Raw genomic sequence first — 16,630 nt, 5'->3', positions numbered from 1 at the left:
CTGCCGCGCATGGTTCGTTTCTTCATCGACCGGCCGATCTTCGCCTGGGTGATCGCCATCGCGGTCAGCCTGCTCGGCCTGCTCGCGATCCTGATCCTGCCGGTGGACCGCTACCCGCAGATCGCCCCACCCACCATCACCATCCGCGCCACCTACACCGGCGCCTCGTCGCAGACCGTGGAAAACGCGGTCACCCAGGTCATCGAGCAGTCCCAGCAGAGCCTGGACCACCTGATGTACATGACCTCCACCAGCGCCTCCGATGGCTCGGCGCAGGTCAACCTGGTGTTTGCCACCGGCACCAATCCGGACACCGCGCAGGTGCAGGTGCAGAACCAGCTGCAGGCGGCGATGGCGACGCTGCCGCAGGCGGTGCAGCAGAACGGCCTGACCATCACCAAGTCCAGTGGTTCGATCTTCGAGGTGCTGTCGTTCACCAGCGAAGACGGCAGCATGGACAACTTCGATGTCGCCAACTTCATGGAAGCGCGCATCGACGACCAGATCAGCCGCGTCAGTGGTGTCGGCAACATCCAGCCGATCGGCCAGGAATACGCCATGCGCATCTGGCTGGACCCGGAGAAGATGCGCCAGTACGCGCTGATGCCGTCGGACATCGAGACCGCACTGCAGGCGCAGAACACCGACGTCTCGGCCGGTGAGCTGGGTGGCCAGCCGGCACTGAAGGGCCAGCAGCTGGACGCCACGGTCACCGCGCGCAGCCGCCTGCACACGCCCGAACAGTTCGCGCGGGTGGTGCTGAAGGCCGATGCCAACGGCAGCGTAGTGCACCTGGGCGACGTGGCGACGATCGGCCTGGGGCCGGAGAGCTACGACAGCATCAGCACCTTCAACGGCAAGCCGTCGGCGTCGCTGGGCATCGAGCTCAATGCCGGCGCCAATGCCATCGCCGTGTCCAAGGCCATCGAGACCCGCCTGCAGCAGTTGCAGAAGTACTGGCCGCACGGCTACACCTACCACGTGGCGTTCACCACCACGCCGTTCGTGACCATCTCGCTGAAGGAAGTGGTGATCACCCTGATCGAGGCGATCATCCTGGTGGTGCTGGTGATGTACCTGTTCCTGCAGAACTGGCGCGCCACCCTGATCCCGACCATCGCGGTGCCGGTGGTGCTGCTGGGCACCTTCGGCGTGCTGGCGGCATTTGGCTATTCGATCAACACGCTGACCATGTTCGCACTGGTGCTGGCCATCGGCTTGCTGGTGGACGATGCCATCGTGGTGGTGGAGAACGTGGAGCGGGTGATGACCTTCGAAGGGCTGGCGCCGAAGGCGGCCACGTTGAAGGCGATGGGCCAGATCACCGGCGCGCTGGTGGGCATCGTGCTGGTGCTGACCGCCGTGTTCCTGCCGATGGCGTTCTTCAGCGGTGTCACCGGCGTGATCTATCGCCAGTTCTCGGTGACGATTGCCGCCGCGATGGTCCTGTCGGTGCTGGTGGCGATGACCATCACCCCGGCGCTGTGCGGCAGCATCCTGCACCAGATTCCCAAGGGCGGCCATCCGCATGGCGACCACGGCGGCGAGCCGAGCCTGCTGGGCAAGTGCTTCATCTGGTTCAACCACCGTTTCGAGCGCACGTCCAACGGCCTGCGTCGCCGGGTGGATGGCTTCCTTGGCCGGCGCACGCTGGGCGTACTGTTCTACCTGGCGCTGAGCGTGGCCACCGGCCTGCTGCTGTGGCACCTGCCCGGCGCGTTCCTGCCCGACGAGGACCAGGGCATGCTCAACGCGCTGGTGAAGCTGCCGGCCGGTGCCACCCTGGAGCAGACCCGCGCGGTGATGGATCGCCTGAGTGCCGCTGCGGTGAAGGACGACGGCGTGCTGTCGATCCAGGCCACCGCTGGTTTCAGTGTCACCGGCAGCGGCCAGAACGTCGGCCAGGCCTTCATCCGCCTGAAGGACTGGGATGACCGCAAGGATGACGCCGACACCATTGCCGCGCGGTTGACCGCGGCCATGGCCAGCGTGCCCGATGCGCAGGTGTTCATCACCTCGCCACCGGCCATCCTTGGCCTGGGTGACGCGGGCGGTTTCACCCTGGAACTGCAGGACGAAGGCGGCGCCGGCCATGCCGCTGCCGTGGCCGCGCGCAACACGCTGTTGAAGGAGGCCGCCAGGGATCCGAAGCTGGTCAACGTGCGCTACGCCAGCCTGGAAGACGCGCCGGTGTATGCAGTGAAGGTGGACGACGCCAAGGCGCAGGCGATGGGCGTGAATCCGCAGGACATCAATGACACCTTGAATGCGGCCTTGGGCGGCGACTTCGTCAACAACTTCATCTACAAGGGCCGCATCAAGAAGGTGTTCATCCAGGGCACGGCCGAAGCGCGCATGCAGCCGCAGGACATCGAGCGCTGGAGCGTGCGCAACCAGGTTGGGCAGATGGTGCCGCTGTCGTCGCTGGTCAGCGCGCACTGGTCCAGCGCGCCGGCCGCGCTGCAACGCTACAACGGCGTGTCGGCGATGGAGATCACCGGCCAGCCCGCGCCGGGCGTCAGTTCCGGCGAGGCGATGGCCGAGATCGCGCGCCTGGCCGACGCGCTGCCGGAAGGCTTCAGCCATGCCTGGTCGGACATGGCCTACCAGGAACAGCTGTCGGGCAATCAGGCGCCGATGCTGTACGCCATCTCGCTGCTGTTCGTGTTCCTGTGCCTGGCCGCGCTGTATGAAAGCTGGGCGGTGCCGTTCGCGGTGATGCTGGCGGTACCGGTGGGCGTGTTTGGTGCGGTGCTGATGATGAACCTGCGTGGCCTCAACAACGACGTGTACTTCCAGGTCGGCCTGCTGACCACGATTGGCCTGGCGGCCAAGAACGGCATCCTGATCGTCGAGTTCGCGCGCATCCTTGAACAGCAGGGCAGGAGCACCCGCGAGGCGATCCTGCAGGCCGTCTATCTGCGCCTGCGGCCGATCGTGATGACCTCGCTGGCGTTCCTGATGGGTGTGCTGCCGCTGGTGTTCGCCACCGGCGCTGGCTCGGCCGCTCGCCGCTCGCTGGGTACCGGCGTGGCCGGCGGCACGGTCGCCTCGATGGTGCTGGGCATGTTCTTCGTGCCGTTGTTCTACCTGCTCGTGCGCCGCCTGTTCCCGGGCCGCGCGCCTGCCGAAGCCACTGCCCCGGAGGCAAGCCCATGAAGCCGACGCTGCTGCGCGCCATTGCGGTCGCAACGATGACCACCGTGCTGGGCGGCTGCGTGAGCATGGCGCCGCATTACCAGAGGCCCGAGGCGCCGGTGCCGGCACAATTCGGCAATGCCGCCACGGCCGAGGCCGAGCCAGCACTGGCGGTGCCAGCCTGGCGCGAAGTCTTCCTCGAGCCACGCCTGCAGCAGGTGATCGCGCTGGCGCTGCAGAACAACCGCGACCTGCGCGTGGCCGTGCTGCAGGTGGAGAAGGAGCGGGCGCAGTACCGCATCCAGCGCGCGGCGCTGCTGCCGTCGGTGGATGCCAGCGGCAGTGTCACCCGCTCGCGGGTAAGTGATGCCAACAGCGAGACCGGTGCCACCCAGGTAACCGAATCCGATGCCGTGCAGGTGGGTATCAGCAGTTGGGAACTGGATCTGTTCGGACGCATCCGCAGCCTGAAGAACGAGGCCCTGCAGAACTGGCTGGCCAGCGCCGAGAACCAGCGCGCCGCGCGCACCAGCCTGGTGGCCGAAGTGGCCACGGCGTGGCTGGCGTTGGCAGCGGACGAGCAGTCACTGGCGTTCACCCGGCAGACCCTGGACAGCCAGCAGCAGACCCTGCAGCGCACCGAGGCCCGCCACGCCCAAGGCCTGGCCTCGGGCCTGGACCTGTCGCAGGTACAGACCAGCGTCGAAGCCGCGCGCGGTGCGCTCGCCAAGCTGCAGACGCAGCAGGCGCAGGATCGCGATGCATTGCAGTTGCTGGTAGGGGCGCCGCTGGATGCGGCCTTGCTGCCAACCGCGCAGGCGCTGGATGGCAGCGTGGCACTGGCGCCGCTGCCGGCCAACCTGCCGTCCAGCGTGCTGCTGCAGCGCCCGGACGTGTTGTCCGCCGAACACGCACTACAGGCGGCCAATGCCGATATCGGTGCCGCGCGCGCTGCATTCTTCCCGACGCTGACATTGACCGCCAACTACGGCCACAGCTCCACCGCGTTGTCGACGCTGTTCTCGGCCGGCACCCGTGGCTGGTCGTTCGCGCCCAGCATCACCGCGCCGATCTTCCACGCCGGCGCGCTGAAGGCATCGCTGGATGCCTCGAAGATCGGCAAGGACATCGGCATCGGGCAGTACGAGAAGGCGATCCAGCAGGCCTTCAGTGAAGTAGCCGATGCGCTGGCCACGCGCGATCACTTGACCGTGCAGATGGACGCACAGCGCGCGCGGGTGGCCGCCAACCAGCGCAGCTACACGCTGGCCGATGCGCGTTACCGCACCGGGCTGGACGGCTATCTGCAGGCACTGGATGCGCAGCGCAGCCTGTTTGCCGCGCAGCAGGACCTGATCGCGCTGCAGCAGCAGGAGGCGGGCAACCGGGTGACGTTGTTCAAGGTGCTGGGCGGCGGGGCCGACGCACGCTAGCGCGTTCGCCAATGTGGGTGCGTCTTCCGCTCCGGTGGGTGCCGACCTTGGTCGGCACACATGCACGGAGTATCGCTATCGGATGATTCGTGCCGGCCGAGGCCGGCACCCACCAGAAGCGGACGGTCCCGCGTTACGCCACGCGGCCGCGGCGCGCGCGCTCCAGGTGCACCAGCAGCAGTGAGATCGCTGCCGGAGTCATGCCCGGAATACGCTGCGCCTGGCCGATGGTCTGCGGGCGCACCCGCTCCAGTTTCTGCAGTGCTTCGGCCGACAGCCCGCGCACGGTCGCATAGTCGAACGCCTCGGCGATCGGCGTGGCCTCATGCCGCTGCTGGCGCTCGATCTCCTCGCGCTGGCGGTCCAGGTAGCCGGCGTACTTCACGCCGATCTCCACCTGCTCGGCCACCTTGGCGTCGGCCACGGCCGGCCCCAGCGATGGCACCTGCATCAGCTGCGCGTAATCCAGCTCGGGGCGCTTGATCAGGTCCAGCACGTTGGTCTCGCGGCTGACCGCCACGCCCAGCGTGTCCTGCACTTCGCGGCCCAGCGCATTGGCCGGGTCGCCCACAGCGCGCCCAGGCGTGCGCGCTCGGCAGCAACAGCGGCCTGCTTGGTCTCGAACGCACCCCAGCGACGGTCATCCACCAGGCCCATCTCGCGGCCGGTCGGGGTCAGGCGCTGGTCCGCATTGTCCTCGCGCAGCTGCAGGCGGTACTCGGCGCGGCTGGTGAACATGCGGTACGGCTCGTTGGTGCCGTGGGTGATCAGGTCATCCACGAGCACGCCCAGGTAGGCCTCGTCGCGGCGCGGGCACCAACCGTCCAGCCCACGCACCTGGCGTGCGGCGTTGAGGCCGGCCAGCAGGCCCTGCGCGGCGGCTTCTTCATAGCCGGTGGTGCCGTTGATCTGGCCGGCGAAGAACAGGCCGTTGACCAGCTTGGTCTCCAGCGAAGCCTTCAGCCCGCGCGGATCGAAGAAGTCGTACTCGATGGCGTAGCCGGGGCGGGTGATGTGCGCGTTCTCGAAGCCGCGGATGCTGCGCACCATCTCCAGCTGCACGTCGAACGGCAGCGAGGTCGAGATGCCGTTGGGGTAGATCTCGACGATGCCCAAGCCTTCGGGTTCGACGAAGATCTGGTGGCTGGCCTTTTCGGCGAAGCGCACCACCTTGTCCTCGATGGACGGGCAGTAGCGCGGGCCGATGCCTTCGATCTGGCCGCTGTACAGCGGCGATCGGTGCAGCGCGTCGCGGATGATCTGGTGGGTCTGCTCGGTGGTGTGGGTGATCCAGCAGCTGACCTGCTGCGGATGCTCGTCCACCGAGCCGAGGAAGGACATCACCGGCCGCGGCGAATCGCCCGGCTGCTCGTCCATCACGCTGTAGTCCAGCGAGCGGCCATCGATGCGCGGCGGCGTGCCGGTCTTCAGGCGGTCCACCTGGAAAGGACGCTCGCGCAGGCGCGCCGCCAGCGTGGTGGCCGGCGGGTCGCCCATGCGGCCGGCGGCGTACTGGGTCGGGCCGACATGGATCTTGCCGGCCAGGAAGGTGCCGGCGGTCAGCACCACGGCACCGGCGTCGAAGCGCAGGCCGGTCTGGGTCATGACCCCGCGCACGGCGTCGCCTTCAATGACCAGGTCATCGACCGCGGCCTGGAACACGGTCAGGTTGGCCTGGCCTTCGACGATGGCGCGGATCGCCATGCGATACAGGTTGCGGTCGGCCTGGCAGCGGGTGGCGCGCACGGCCGGGCCCTTGGAGGCGTTGAGCGTGCGCCACTGGATGCCGGCGCGGTCGGCGGCATGCGCCATCGCACCGCCCAGGGCGTCGATTTCCTTGACCAGATGGCCCTTGCCGATGCCGCCGATGGCCGGGTTGCAGCTCATCGCGCCCACTGTTTCGATGTTGTGGGTCAGCAGCAGGGTGCGCACGCCGGTACGGGCCGCGGCCAGCGCGGCTTCGGTGCCGGCGTGGCCACCGCCGATGACGATGACGTCGTAACGATGGAAGGACGGGTTCATGGGGCTGTTCAGCTGGGGGCGGGCGCGGCCGGGGCGGCACCGGGGTGGCGATTTTAGCGCCATTCGGGGCCGCGACGTCGGCGCCGGCCGGCTCCCGTCGAAATCAGCCCTAAAGTTGGCAGGATTTTTGCAGATAACCCAATAGCACCCACCGTGGCTGGCGCCGCAGGCGCCCGTGACCGGAATTGGAACAGGGGCCGGTACAGGCGCACGGTGGGGGAGCAGGGGGCCGGCAGTCGGGGGACTGCCCGGCCCTGTTTTTTGGCGCTATCGGGAGGCCGCCATCCACGCATGGCGTGGATCTACGGAAGCTGCGGCCGCCGGTTGACGACCCCGCAAAACAAACGGCCCCGCACTGCGGGGCCGTCTGCTTTCAGAGGTGCCGACATCCGACAGGGCCGGAACAGGGGGGATCCAGATGTTCCTGTCGGATATCGACGTAGAGCTTTTTGCGGCGGCCCGTGTCGTTTTTGTCACTTTGTGACGCGGGCCGTCACTGGCCCCGTAGAGTGCGGCTTGGACCGTGTGAAATGCAAGACGGTTCAGCGCTCAACTGTGCGCTGCGTCCCACGATCCATGTTGCGCCAGGGGGAACCGTTCATTCTTGGCGCACTCGGCGCCGGAGCCGGACGCGCCGGCGGCGGGGCGCAGAGGGCTGGATGTTCGATTGCGGCGGCCGGCGCATCGAGTCCATGTTCCGCCACGGCGAACCGCCGTTGTACGACGGCCGCGACGGCGGTGGCGGGCGGTTCTCGCCGCCGTTGCCGGGTGGGCGCGGTGGCGGGCGGTGGTTGTGCGGCGGGCGGTAGATCGGGCGCGAGTAATACGGATTGCCATAGCCGCCGTAGTAGCCGCCATAGCCGCCGTAGTACGGGTAGCCGTAGTTGTAGGGATAGCCGGCGGGGTAGCGGTACTCCACCGACGGCGCACCGTGGTAGTAGCTGCCGCTGCGGCCACCGCCGACATAGTCGTAGGTGGTGCAGCCGGTCAGGGCCAGCATCAGGCCACCGGCAAGCATCAGGCGCGTTTTCATGGTGGGTCCCCCAGAGGACGGGTTGTACAGTGAGCTTCATGCGCAGGCGTTGAATCGGCCCTTAACTTCACTGTCCAGGATGAATGGAGGTGAAGGCTGCCATGCTGGCATGACCTGTGCCGGGGTCGCCAGCAGGGAGCCATACGTTAATCTTGCGTCATGAGCGATTCACTGTTGCCCCGTGCCGATGATGTCCTGGCTGCCGCTGCGCGGATCGCGCCGCACGCCAGCGTGACCCCGGTGCTGCGCTCGCGCACGCTGGATGCGCTGGCCGGCGCGCAGCTGGCGTTCAAGGCCGAGCATCTGCAGCGCGGTGGCGCATTCAAGTTCCGCGGCGCCTGCAATGCGGTGTGGTCGCTGGATGCCGATCGCGCCGGCGCCGGCGTGGTCACCCATTCCTCCGGCAACCACGGCGCCGCCCTGGCCCTGGCCGCGCGCACCCGTGGCATTCCCTGCCACGTGGTGGTGCCCGAAGGTGCAGTGGCGGCCAAGCTGGCCAACATCGCCCGCCATGGCGCCACGCTCTGGCGCTGCCCGCCAACCATCGCCGACCGTGAGGCCACCTGCGCCAAAGTGCAGGCTGATACCGGCGCGACCTTGGTCCATCCCTATGCGGACCCGGCGGTGATGGCCGGGCAGGGCACCGCGGCACTGGAGCTGCTGCACAGCGACGGCCCGTTCGACGTGCTGGTGGTGCCGGTGGGCGGCGGTGGCCTGGCCAGCGGCACCGCGCGGGCCCTGCAGCTGGCCAGCCCGCAGACCCGGCTGGTGCTGGCCGAGCCGGCCGGCGCTGACGACACCGCGCGCTCGTTGGCCGCTGGCGAGCGCCAGGCGGCGTTCACCCCGGACACGATCTGCGATGGCCTGCGCACCCTGATCGGCGCGTCCAACTTCGAGTTGCTGCGCGCGGCCAGCGCAGAGGTGATCGTGGTCGATGACGCGGCGACGATGGCGGCGATGCGCTTGCTGTGGGAGGTCCTCAAGCAGGTGGTCGAGCCGTCATCGGCGACCGTGCTCGCCGCGGTGCTGGCGCAGCCGCAGCGTTTTGCCGGCCTGCGCGTGGGCCTGGTGCTGTCCGGCGGCAACGTCGACCTGCCGGCACTGCGCTGGGGGCGCCGTGAGCCGCGACCGGCACCGTCATCGCACTGGCCTGCTGGGCTGGCTGTGGCGGTTGTTTGTCCTGCTGGTGATCTGGCTGCTGGGCGTCACTGCCTGGATCGTCTGGGTCGGCGAGCGTGACCAGGCGGCCAAGGCCGACGCCATCATCGTGCTCGGTGCGGCGGCCTATGACGCCAAGCCGTCGCCGGTATTCGAAGAACGCATCCGTCACGGGCTGGATCTCTATGAGGCCCAGTTCGCGCCACTGCTGATCTTCACCGGCGGCTATGGTGGAACCGGCGCGCGCTTTTCCGAGTCACAAGTGGCGCGGCGCTATGCGCTCAAGCACGGCGTGCCGGACGATGCGATCCTGATCGAGACCGCCTCGCGCAACACCGTGCAGAACCTGGTGGAAGCCAAGCGGCTGATGGACCAGCGCAACCTGCACCGGGTGATCATCGTCAGCGACCCGCTGCACATGGCGCGCGCGCTGCGCCTGAGCAAGGCGCTGGGCATCGATGCACTGGCCTCGTCCACGCCCAGCACGCGCTTCCGCAGCTTCCACACCAGCTGGCGTTTCCTGGTGCAGGAAATCTACTTCTTCCACCGCGACCTGGTGCGGCCGCCGCTGAGTTCGCCGGCCAACACCTGAGGCGGAAACCTGATTTGGGCGGGTGCCATGCGGTAGTGCCGGCCGCTGGCCGGCAGACGCCCACCATGGAATCGTGAGGTTGCCGGCACTGTGCCGACCAAGGTCGGCACCCACCAGAGCGATTCGCGTATGGCGTCGCATCTGGTAGTGCCGGCCGCTGGCCGGTAGATGCCCACCATGGAATCGTGAGGTTGCCGACCAGCGGCCGGCACTATCAGACGATCAGGTCTGCTTGCGCCGGATCGGAATCGCCGAAACCGGCACTGAGGCCACGTCACGCCCGCCTTCGCGGATCGGTGCGCCCGGGTCCGGTGCCCAGGCATGGGCATAGATCACTTCCCAGCTGCTGGGCAGCTTGCCGTCGGCGCGCCGCATCGGTTCATACGCCGCTGCCGCCGCAGCGAAACGGCCACGCCCGGTCAGCGTGTGGCGGCGATCCACCCGTGCATTGGTCGCGCCCATCGCGCGCAGCTCGCGCATCAACGAGGGCAGGTCGTCGTAGGTCAGGGTGAACAGATCGCGGTCCAGCACCGGGTCGCGGAAGCCGGCCATCATCAGCGCATCGCCGAACTGGGCGATCTGCGCGAAGCGGCTCACGTGCGGGCGGTCATCGGCGGCCGCGAAGGCCTCGTTGAGTTCGATCAGGGTTTCCGGGCCGAAGGTGGAACACAGCAGCAGGCCACCGGGCTTGAGCACGCGACGGAAGCCTGCGAACACCGCCGGCAGGTCGTCCACCCACTGCAGGCACAGGTTGCTGAAGATCACGTCCACGCTGTTGTCGGCCAGCGGCAGCGCGGCGGCGTCGCCGCACAGGCGCTGGAACGGCTTCCACCAGCCGGCCTGGCGCTTGGCCTGGTCCAGCATCGGCAGTGCCACATCCAGCGCGATCACCTGCGCCTTCGGCCAACGCTTCTTCATCAACGCGCTGGCGTGGCCGGTACCCGCGCCGATGTCCAGCACCACCTCGGGCTTGCGTGCCTCCAGGTAGTCCAACGATTCGATCAGCCGCGACTGCACCTCGCGCTGCAGGGCGGCGGCAGCGTCGTAACTGGTGGCGGCACGCGCGAATGCGCGGCGGACATGGCGGGCATCGAAGTGGGACGGCATTGCGAAAGTCTCTTAGAACGTACCGGGGTAGGCGCCGCCGTCGATCAGCAGGTTCTGCCCGGTGAGGTAACCGGTGTGTGCGCTGCACAGGAAGGCGCAGGCGGCGCCGAACTCGTCCGCCGTGCCGAAGCGGCCGGCGGGAATCTGCTGGCGGCGGCGTTCGGCCACTTCGCCGGCATCGCCGTCCTTGCCCGCAGTGTGGGCGAAGTTGGCGCGCAGGCGGTCGGTGTCGAACTGGCCGGGCAGCAGGTTGTTGATCGTGACGTTGTGCGCGACGGTGCGGCGCGACAGGCCGGCGACGAAACCGGTCAGGCCGCTGCGTGCACCGTTGGACAGCGCCAGGATGTCGATCGGCGCTTTCACCGCCGACGAGGTGATGTTGACGATGCGGCCGAAGCCACGCGCAATCATCGCGTCCACGGTGGCGCGGATCAGCGCGATCGGCGCCAGCATGTTGGCGTCGAGCGCGGCGATCCAGTCGTCGCGCTCGAAAGTGCGGAAGTCGCCTGGCGGCGGGCCACCGGCATTGGTGACCAGGATGTCCACCTGCGGGCACGCGGCCAGCGCCGCGGCACGACCGGCGTCGGTGGTGACGTCGGCGGCGACCGCGCGCACCTCAGCGGCACCGGGCAGTGCACGCAGCTCTTCGGCAGCGACCTGCAGTGCAGCCTCGCCACGGGCCACGATCACCACGTTGACGCCCTCGCGCACCAGCGCACGCGCGCAGCCCAGGCCCAAGCCCTTGCTTGCGCCGCAGACCAGTGCCCAGCGGCCGTTGATACCCAGATCCATGCGTCAATCCCGTGGAATGAGGAAGGCGCTCATTGTCCGCCATCGGCCGGTGACAGGCCGGCAACGAAGTGTTGCAGGGCGCTGGCCACCTCGTCGGCATGGCCGAGGAAGGGCGCGTGGCCGCCATGGGCGATGGTCAGCGCCTGCGCACCCGGGGCCAATGCCGCAGCGGCCTGCATCGCCGCCGGAGACACCAGCCGGTCGCGCTGGCCGGCGATCCACAGGCTGGGTTTGCCCAGTGTTGGCAATGCGCCGCGCAGGTCGGTGCTTTCCAGCAGGCGCAGGCCTTCCAGCAGGGCCCGTTCGGTGGGCGCGCCGCGCTCAACCAGGCGTTGGCGCAGCGTGCGCAGCTCCTCGCGGGCGTGCGCCGAGCCCATCACATCCAGCGCCAGGAAGCGTTCCAGGGTGCCACCGAAATCGGTCGCCAGCTCGCGCCCGAACTGCTCGAAGACCGCCGGCTCCACCGCATGCGGCCAGTCGTCGCCGCGCACGAAGCGCGGCGTGGCCGCGATCATCGCCAGCCCGCGCACTTTCGGAAGCGTTGCGGCGGCGTGCAGTGCGAACAGGCCGCCCAGTGACCAGCCGCACCACACCGCCGGCGGCGTGGCCGCGGCAATGGCGTTCACCACGAACGGCAGGCGCAACGGCGTGGTGTCTTCGCGGCTGTGGCCATGGCCCGGCAGATCAACCAGATGCAGGGTGAACCGGTCGGCCAGGCGCTGCACCAAGGGTGCGAACACACCGCCCTGCAGGGCCCAGCCATGGATCAGTACCAGGTCCGGCCCCTGGCCGGTGACGTCGATATGCATGGGAAAACGACAGCGGGCTCAGGCAAAGACAGGCAATGGCGGTGGCGCGGCGTCACGCACCGCCAGATCCACGCGATCGCGCGCGCTGGCGATCGCGTCCACCAGGCCACGCACCTGTTCCGGCGTGTGCAGGGCGGACAGGGTCACACGCAGGCGCGCCTTGCCTTCGGGCACCGTGGGCGGACGGATCGCGCCGACCAGCCAACCAGCCTGCTCCAGTGCCTTGGACATCGCCACGGCGCGGTGATCGTCACCACACAGCAGCGGTTGGATCGGCGTTTCCGAAGCCATCAGGTCCAGGCCATGGCGGCGTGCCTCGCTGCGGAACAGCGCGATCAGGTCGGTCAGTTTCGAGCGGCGCCAGTTGTCACGGCGTGCCAGGCGCACCGCTTCCAGTGCAGCGGCGGCCAGCGGTGGCGGCATCGCCGTGGTGTAGATGTAGGGGCGTGCGGTTTCAGCCAGGTGCTCGACCAGATCGTCGCGGCCCAGCACCAGCGCGCCGGAACCGCCCAGTGCCTTGCCCAGCGTGACCAGCTGAAGCGGCACATCGTCCACGCCCAGCCCGGCGTCGGCCACGGCACCACGGCCGTCACCGACCACGCCTACGCCGTGCGCATCGTCCACATAGAACAGCGCCTGCTGCAGGCGTGCCACAAGCGACAATGCACGCAGCGGTGCGATGTCGCCATCCATGCTGAAGACACCATCGGTGGCCAGCATCGCCGCGCCGTCGGGCGCGTGCTTGAGCTGGCGCATCGCGCCTTCGGCATCAAGGTGCGGATAACGGCGCAGGCGCGCACCGGCCAGCCGCGTCGCATCCAAGAGGCTGGCGTGGTTGAGCTTGTCCTGCACGCAGACATCACTCTCTTCGCTCAGCAGTGCCTGCTGCACGGCCAGGTTGGCGGCGAAGCCACTACCGAACAGCAGCGCGCGCGGGTAGCCCAGCCACTCCGCCACTTCGCGCTCCAGCGCGTCATGCAGGGCGTGGTGGCCGCAGACCAGATGCGATGCACCGGCGCCGGCGCCTTCGCGTGCAGCGGCATCCTGCAGCGCGTTGACCACGCTGAACTGCTGGGCCAGGCCCAGATAATCATTGCTGCAGAAGCCGGTCAGCCACTGGCCGTCCACTTCCAGGCGGACGCCATCACGACGGTTGACCGTGCGCCGCGCGCGGCGACGGCCTTGGGCATCGCGCAGGGCGCGCTGGGCGTGGAGGCGGGCGGTCAGGTCGGGGCGGGCCATGGCGGCTGAATGCGGCGACGGGGCGGCTAGGGTAGCGCGTTGCCGCGACGCCTGCTTGTACCCCGTCTCAGGCCGCGTGAGCGCAGCCGCAGCCGGGCGCATCGGCGCTGATGTCGGCGTGCACTGTACCGCCGTGATCGTGGCCCTCGGCATCCACCTGCACCGCCATCGGTTGCAGTCCCAGCCGGGCGAACAGGGCCAGGTCGCGCTCACTCTCCGGGTTGCCGGTGGTCAGCAGCTTGTCGCCGTAGAAGATCGAATTGGCACCGGCCAGGAAGCACAGCGCCTGCAGTTCGTCACTCATGGCTTCGCGCCCGGCCGACAGCCGCACCATCGAGCGCGGCATGGCGATGCGTGCCACCGCGATCATGCGCACGAATTCGAACGGGTCCAGCTCCGCGCTGCCATGCAGCGGGGTGCCCGCCACCTGCACCAGCCTGTTGATCGGCACCGAATCGGGATGCGCCGGCAGCGTGGCCAGCGCCAGCAGCAGGCCGACGCGCTGCGCGCGCGTCTCGCCCATGCCGACAATGCCGCCGCAGCAGGTCTTCAGGCCGGCCTCGCGCACGTGCTCCAGCGTGTCCAGGCGGTCCTGGTACTGGCGCGTGTGGATGATCGAATCGTAGTAGTCCGGTGCGGTGTCGAGGTTGTGGTTGTAGTAGTCCAGGCCGGCGTCCTTCAGCGCGCGTGCCTGTTCGCCACTGAGCATGCCCAGCGTGGCGCAGGTCTCCAGGCCCAGCGCCTTCACCCCGGCAATCATCGTCGCTACCTTCGGGATGTCGCGGTCCTTCGGTGATCGCCACGCGGCACCCATGCAGAAACGCGACGCACCGGCGGCCTTGGCCTGGCGGGCCTTGGCCAGCACCGCATCGGTGTCCATCAGCTTCTGAGCGTTCACCCCGGTGCTGTAGCGCTGCGCCTGAGGGCAGTACGCGCAGTCTTCCGGGCAGCCTCCGGTCTTCACCGACAGCAGCGTGGAGACCTGCACCTGCGCCGGGTCGAAGTGCTCACGGTGGACCGCCGCGGCGCGGAACAGCAGCTCGGGCAACGGCAGGTCGAACAGGGCCTGCAGTTCGTCGTGTTGCCAGTCGTGGCGGATGGCAGCAGCCATGGCGGACCTTGGGTACGAGTGGAGCGAGGGCGGCAGTGTGGGTGGGTTGGTGAATGCTGTCAACTAATTGGTAATTAATTCGGTTTACAGAAATCGACTGCCAGAAATGCGCGCTACGGTGTAAGTTCATTGCCGCATACGGACTCGCGAGCACGTGCCATGGACAGCTACCAGCCCTACCCGATCCGCCGCGACGCGGTGCTGTGCAGCCTGGCCGCACTTCCTGACGGCGGCCTGCGCGTGGTGCTGGATGATCTGCGTCAGGCCGATGCGCCGGGGCAGTGGAAGAATCACACCTTCGTGACCTTCAAGGACTACGCGGCGGGGGAGCTCGATCCGGCGATGCTGCCGAAGGAGGAACTTGAAGCATTCGGTCACTATGTCTTGGTTCGCTTGTTGGCGATAAACGGTTGCCTGCGTGATACGGACGAAGGTCCTGACAGCGATGTCCCTCTCACCGACCAGTAGCGGCAAAGCACCGCCGCGCTGACCGATGGAGGCATCGCCCGGATCGATGCGCAACTGCGTTTCCACTGCGATGGACAGTTCCGAACATCGCCTGCATCGTGGGGAACGCGATGTCGCTGGACCCGCAGCGCCGCCCCAGCATTACCGATGTCTTCTACGCCCAGCGTGTGCGCGAACGGGTTGCGCGCGGTGTACTGGAAGCGCGGGGTGAGAAAGCGCCGGTGGCGGGAGCGCCTGCGCGTCCAGCGATGTGCGCACGGGGCAGGCAGTCGGGACGACCCGTATCGGGGCATTTCACCGCATCCTGCAAGGCCTTCAGCCACAGTAGCCGCTGTCCGCTCGCATCCGCCGCATCCAGACTGTCCTGCATGACCGATCTCAATCGCCTTCGCGGCCGCATCACCGCGCTGGTCCTAAGCGAGGCCTGGCGCCGCCGTGCCGCGCTCTGGGCGGGGCTGTGGCCGTAGCGCTGGTGGCCATCCTGTTTGCCAAGGCCAGCGACGCGGCCTTCCATCTGTTCCAGCGCATCACCGCGCACTCGCCGTGGTGGGCCCTGCTGCTCACGCCCGGCATCTTCGCGTTGCTGGCCTGGCTGACCGCGGGTGCGCTCAAACCCACCCGCGGCAGTGGCATTCCGCAGGTCATTGCCGCACTGGACAGGCCGGACGAGTCCTTCCGCAAGACCAACCTGTCGCCCGCGGTCTCGGCGGGCAAGCTGCTGCTGACCTCGCTGTCCCTGCTCGGTGGCGCGTCCGTTGGTCGCGAGGGCCCGACCGTGCATGTGGGCGCGAGCCTGATGTACCTGTTCGGCCGCTGGTTCGGCTTCAAGGACCCGCGCGAACTCTCGCACTTCCTGCTGGCCGGGGGCGCGGCCGGCATCGCGGCGGCGTTCAACACACCGCTGGCCGGCATCGTCTTCGCTATCGAGGAGCTCAGCGGCCGCTTCGAGCATCGCTTCTCCGGTACCCTGCTGACCGCAGTGATCGTCGGTGGCGTGGTCTCGCTGGGCCTGCTCGGCAACTACACCTACTTCGGCCATGTGAGTGCGCGCCTGCCGCTCGGCCAGGGCTGGCTGGCGATCCTGCTGTGCGGCGCAGTGGCCGGATTGCTGGGCGGATTGTTCGCGCGCGCGGTGTTGGCCAGTGCGGCGGGCCGCCCCCGTTGGCTCGGGCAACTACGGCAGCGGCATCCCGTGTTGCTGGCCGCAGGCTGCGGGCTGGTGGTGGTGCTGCTGGCCCTGGCGTTCGGAGAAGGCGCATTCGGCACCGGCTACGAACAGGCGCGCAGCCTGGTGCAGGGGCAGGCGATGGTGGGCCACGAGTTCGGTCTGATGAAGCTGCTGGCGAATCTGGCGTCCTACGTGGCGGGCATCCCCGGCGGCCTGTTCTCGCCGGCGCTGGCGGTCGGTGCCGGCCTTGGCCACAATCTGGCCGTACTGATGCCGGGCGTGGACCCGCGTGCGTTCGTGCTGCTGGGCATGTGTGCCTACCTGACCGGCGTCACCCAGGCCCCGCTGACCTCGGCGGTGATCTCGCTGGAGCTGACCGACAGTGGTGATCTGTTGTTGCCGATCCTGGCCACGGTGCTTATCGCGCGCGGCGTGTCCGGGCTGGTGTGCAGGGTACCGATCTACCGCGGGTTGGCGGAGTTGCTGATGGCGCCGAAAACAGAGCCAGCTGATAGGCCTCACTGATTGCCTTGATCAGCAGGACCAATCATCTCGAA

General features: G+C 68.4%; 9 protein-coding genes and 4 pseudogenes. 6 read left to right on the top strand and 7 right to left on the bottom strand.

Annotated features, from left to right (window positions below; translation table 11 throughout):
• Nucleotides 1-9 precede the first annotated feature (9 nt).
• Complete coding sequence (gene smeB / locus DL544_RS20140) at nt 10-3,159, top strand: multidrug efflux RND transporter permease subunit SmeB (RefSeq protein ID WP_139727953.1); 3,150 nt, start codon at nt 10-12, stop codon at nt 3,157-3,159.
• Nucleotides 3,156-4,571, top strand: coding sequence for a multidrug efflux transporter outer membrane subunit SmeC (smeC, locus tag DL544_RS20135; RefSeq protein ID WP_139727951.1), 1,416 nt, complete (start codon nt 3,156-3,158; stop codon nt 4,569-4,571). Before smeB ends, smeC begins: the two co-directional genes overlap by 4 nt.
• A 133-nt stretch (nt 4,572-4,704) precedes the next feature.
• Here smeC and mnmG read toward each other — a convergent pair.
• Both mnmG and DL544_RS20120 read right to left on the bottom strand, forming a co-directional pair.
• Nucleotides 4,705-6,593, bottom strand: a pseudogene (mnmG, locus tag DL544_RS20130) (tRNA uridine-5-carboxymethylaminomethyl(34) synthesis enzyme MnmG).
• A gap of 542 nt (nt 6,594-7,135) precedes the next feature.
• A pseudogene (locus tag DL544_RS20120) lies at nt 7,136-7,626 on the bottom strand (hypothetical protein).
• Between the two features lie 159 nt (nt 7,627-7,785).
• Here DL544_RS20120 and DL544_RS20115 point away from each other — a divergent pair.
• A pseudogene (locus DL544_RS20115) lies at nt 7,786-8,736 on the top strand (pyridoxal-phosphate dependent enzyme); the annotation flags it as partial.
• Between the two features lie 7 nt (nt 8,737-8,743).
• Nucleotides 8,744-9,376 (top strand): YdcF family protein, encoded by a 633-nt coding sequence (locus DL544_RS20110; RefSeq protein ID WP_005420132.1) that lies wholly within the window; start codon nt 8,744-8,746, stop codon nt 9,374-9,376.
• A gap of 222 nt (nt 9,377-9,598) precedes the next feature.
• Here the strand turns inward: DL544_RS20110 and bioC are convergent, their stop codons facing one another.
• The 5 genes from bioC to bioB form a co-directional block, all read right to left on the bottom strand.
• Nucleotides 9,599-10,483 carry a malonyl-ACP O-methyltransferase BioC gene (bioC, locus tag DL544_RS20105; protein ID WP_139727949.1) on the bottom strand — a complete coding sequence of 295 codons (885 nt, stop codon included), beginning with the start codon at nt 10,481-10,483 and terminating at the stop codon, nt 9,599-9,601.
• A gap of 12 nt (nt 10,484-10,495) precedes the next feature.
• Nucleotides 10,496-11,275: an SDR family oxidoreductase gene (locus tag DL544_RS20100; protein WP_005420130.1), complete on the bottom strand. Its 780-nt coding sequence runs from the start codon at nt 11,273-11,275 to the stop codon at nt 10,496-10,498.
• 29 nt (nt 11,276-11,304) lie between these two features.
• Nucleotides 11,305-12,084, bottom strand: a complete 780-nt coding sequence (bioH, locus tag DL544_RS20095) for a pimeloyl-ACP methyl ester esterase BioH (protein WP_053496815.1) — start codon at nt 12,082-12,084, stop codon at nt 11,305-11,307.
• 18 nt (nt 12,085-12,102) lie between these two features.
• Nucleotides 12,103-13,326, bottom strand: coding sequence for an 8-amino-7-oxononanoate synthase (bioF, locus tag DL544_RS20090; RefSeq protein ID WP_139727947.1), 1,224 nt, complete (start codon nt 13,324-13,326; stop codon nt 12,103-12,105).
• 67 nt (nt 13,327-13,393) lie between these two features.
• Nucleotides 13,394-14,437 carry a biotin synthase BioB gene (bioB, locus tag DL544_RS20085; protein WP_065197294.1) on the bottom strand — a complete coding sequence of 348 codons (1,044 nt, stop codon included), beginning with the start codon at nt 14,435-14,437 and terminating at the stop codon, nt 13,394-13,396.
• A gap of 159 nt (nt 14,438-14,596) precedes the next feature.
• On the opposite strand from bioB, the gene DL544_RS20080 reads away from it, so the two are divergent.
• A complete protein-coding gene (locus tag DL544_RS20080; RefSeq protein ID WP_065197293.1) occupies nt 14,597-14,905 on the top strand; it encodes a hypothetical protein in 309 nt (102 codons plus the stop codon).
• A 368-nt stretch (nt 14,906-15,273) separates the two neighbouring features.
• Nucleotides 15,274-16,598: pseudogene (locus DL544_RS20075) on the top strand (chloride channel protein).
• Nucleotides 16,599-16,630: the final 32 nt, after the last annotated feature.

This window comes from Stenotrophomonas sp. pho (genome assembly GCF_006228405.1).
In the GTDB taxonomy this organism is placed as follows: Bacteria; Pseudomonadota; Gammaproteobacteria; order Xanthomonadales; family Xanthomonadaceae; genus Stenotrophomonas; species Stenotrophomonas sepilia.
This window is presented reverse-complemented; position numbering and strand designations above follow the sequence as displayed.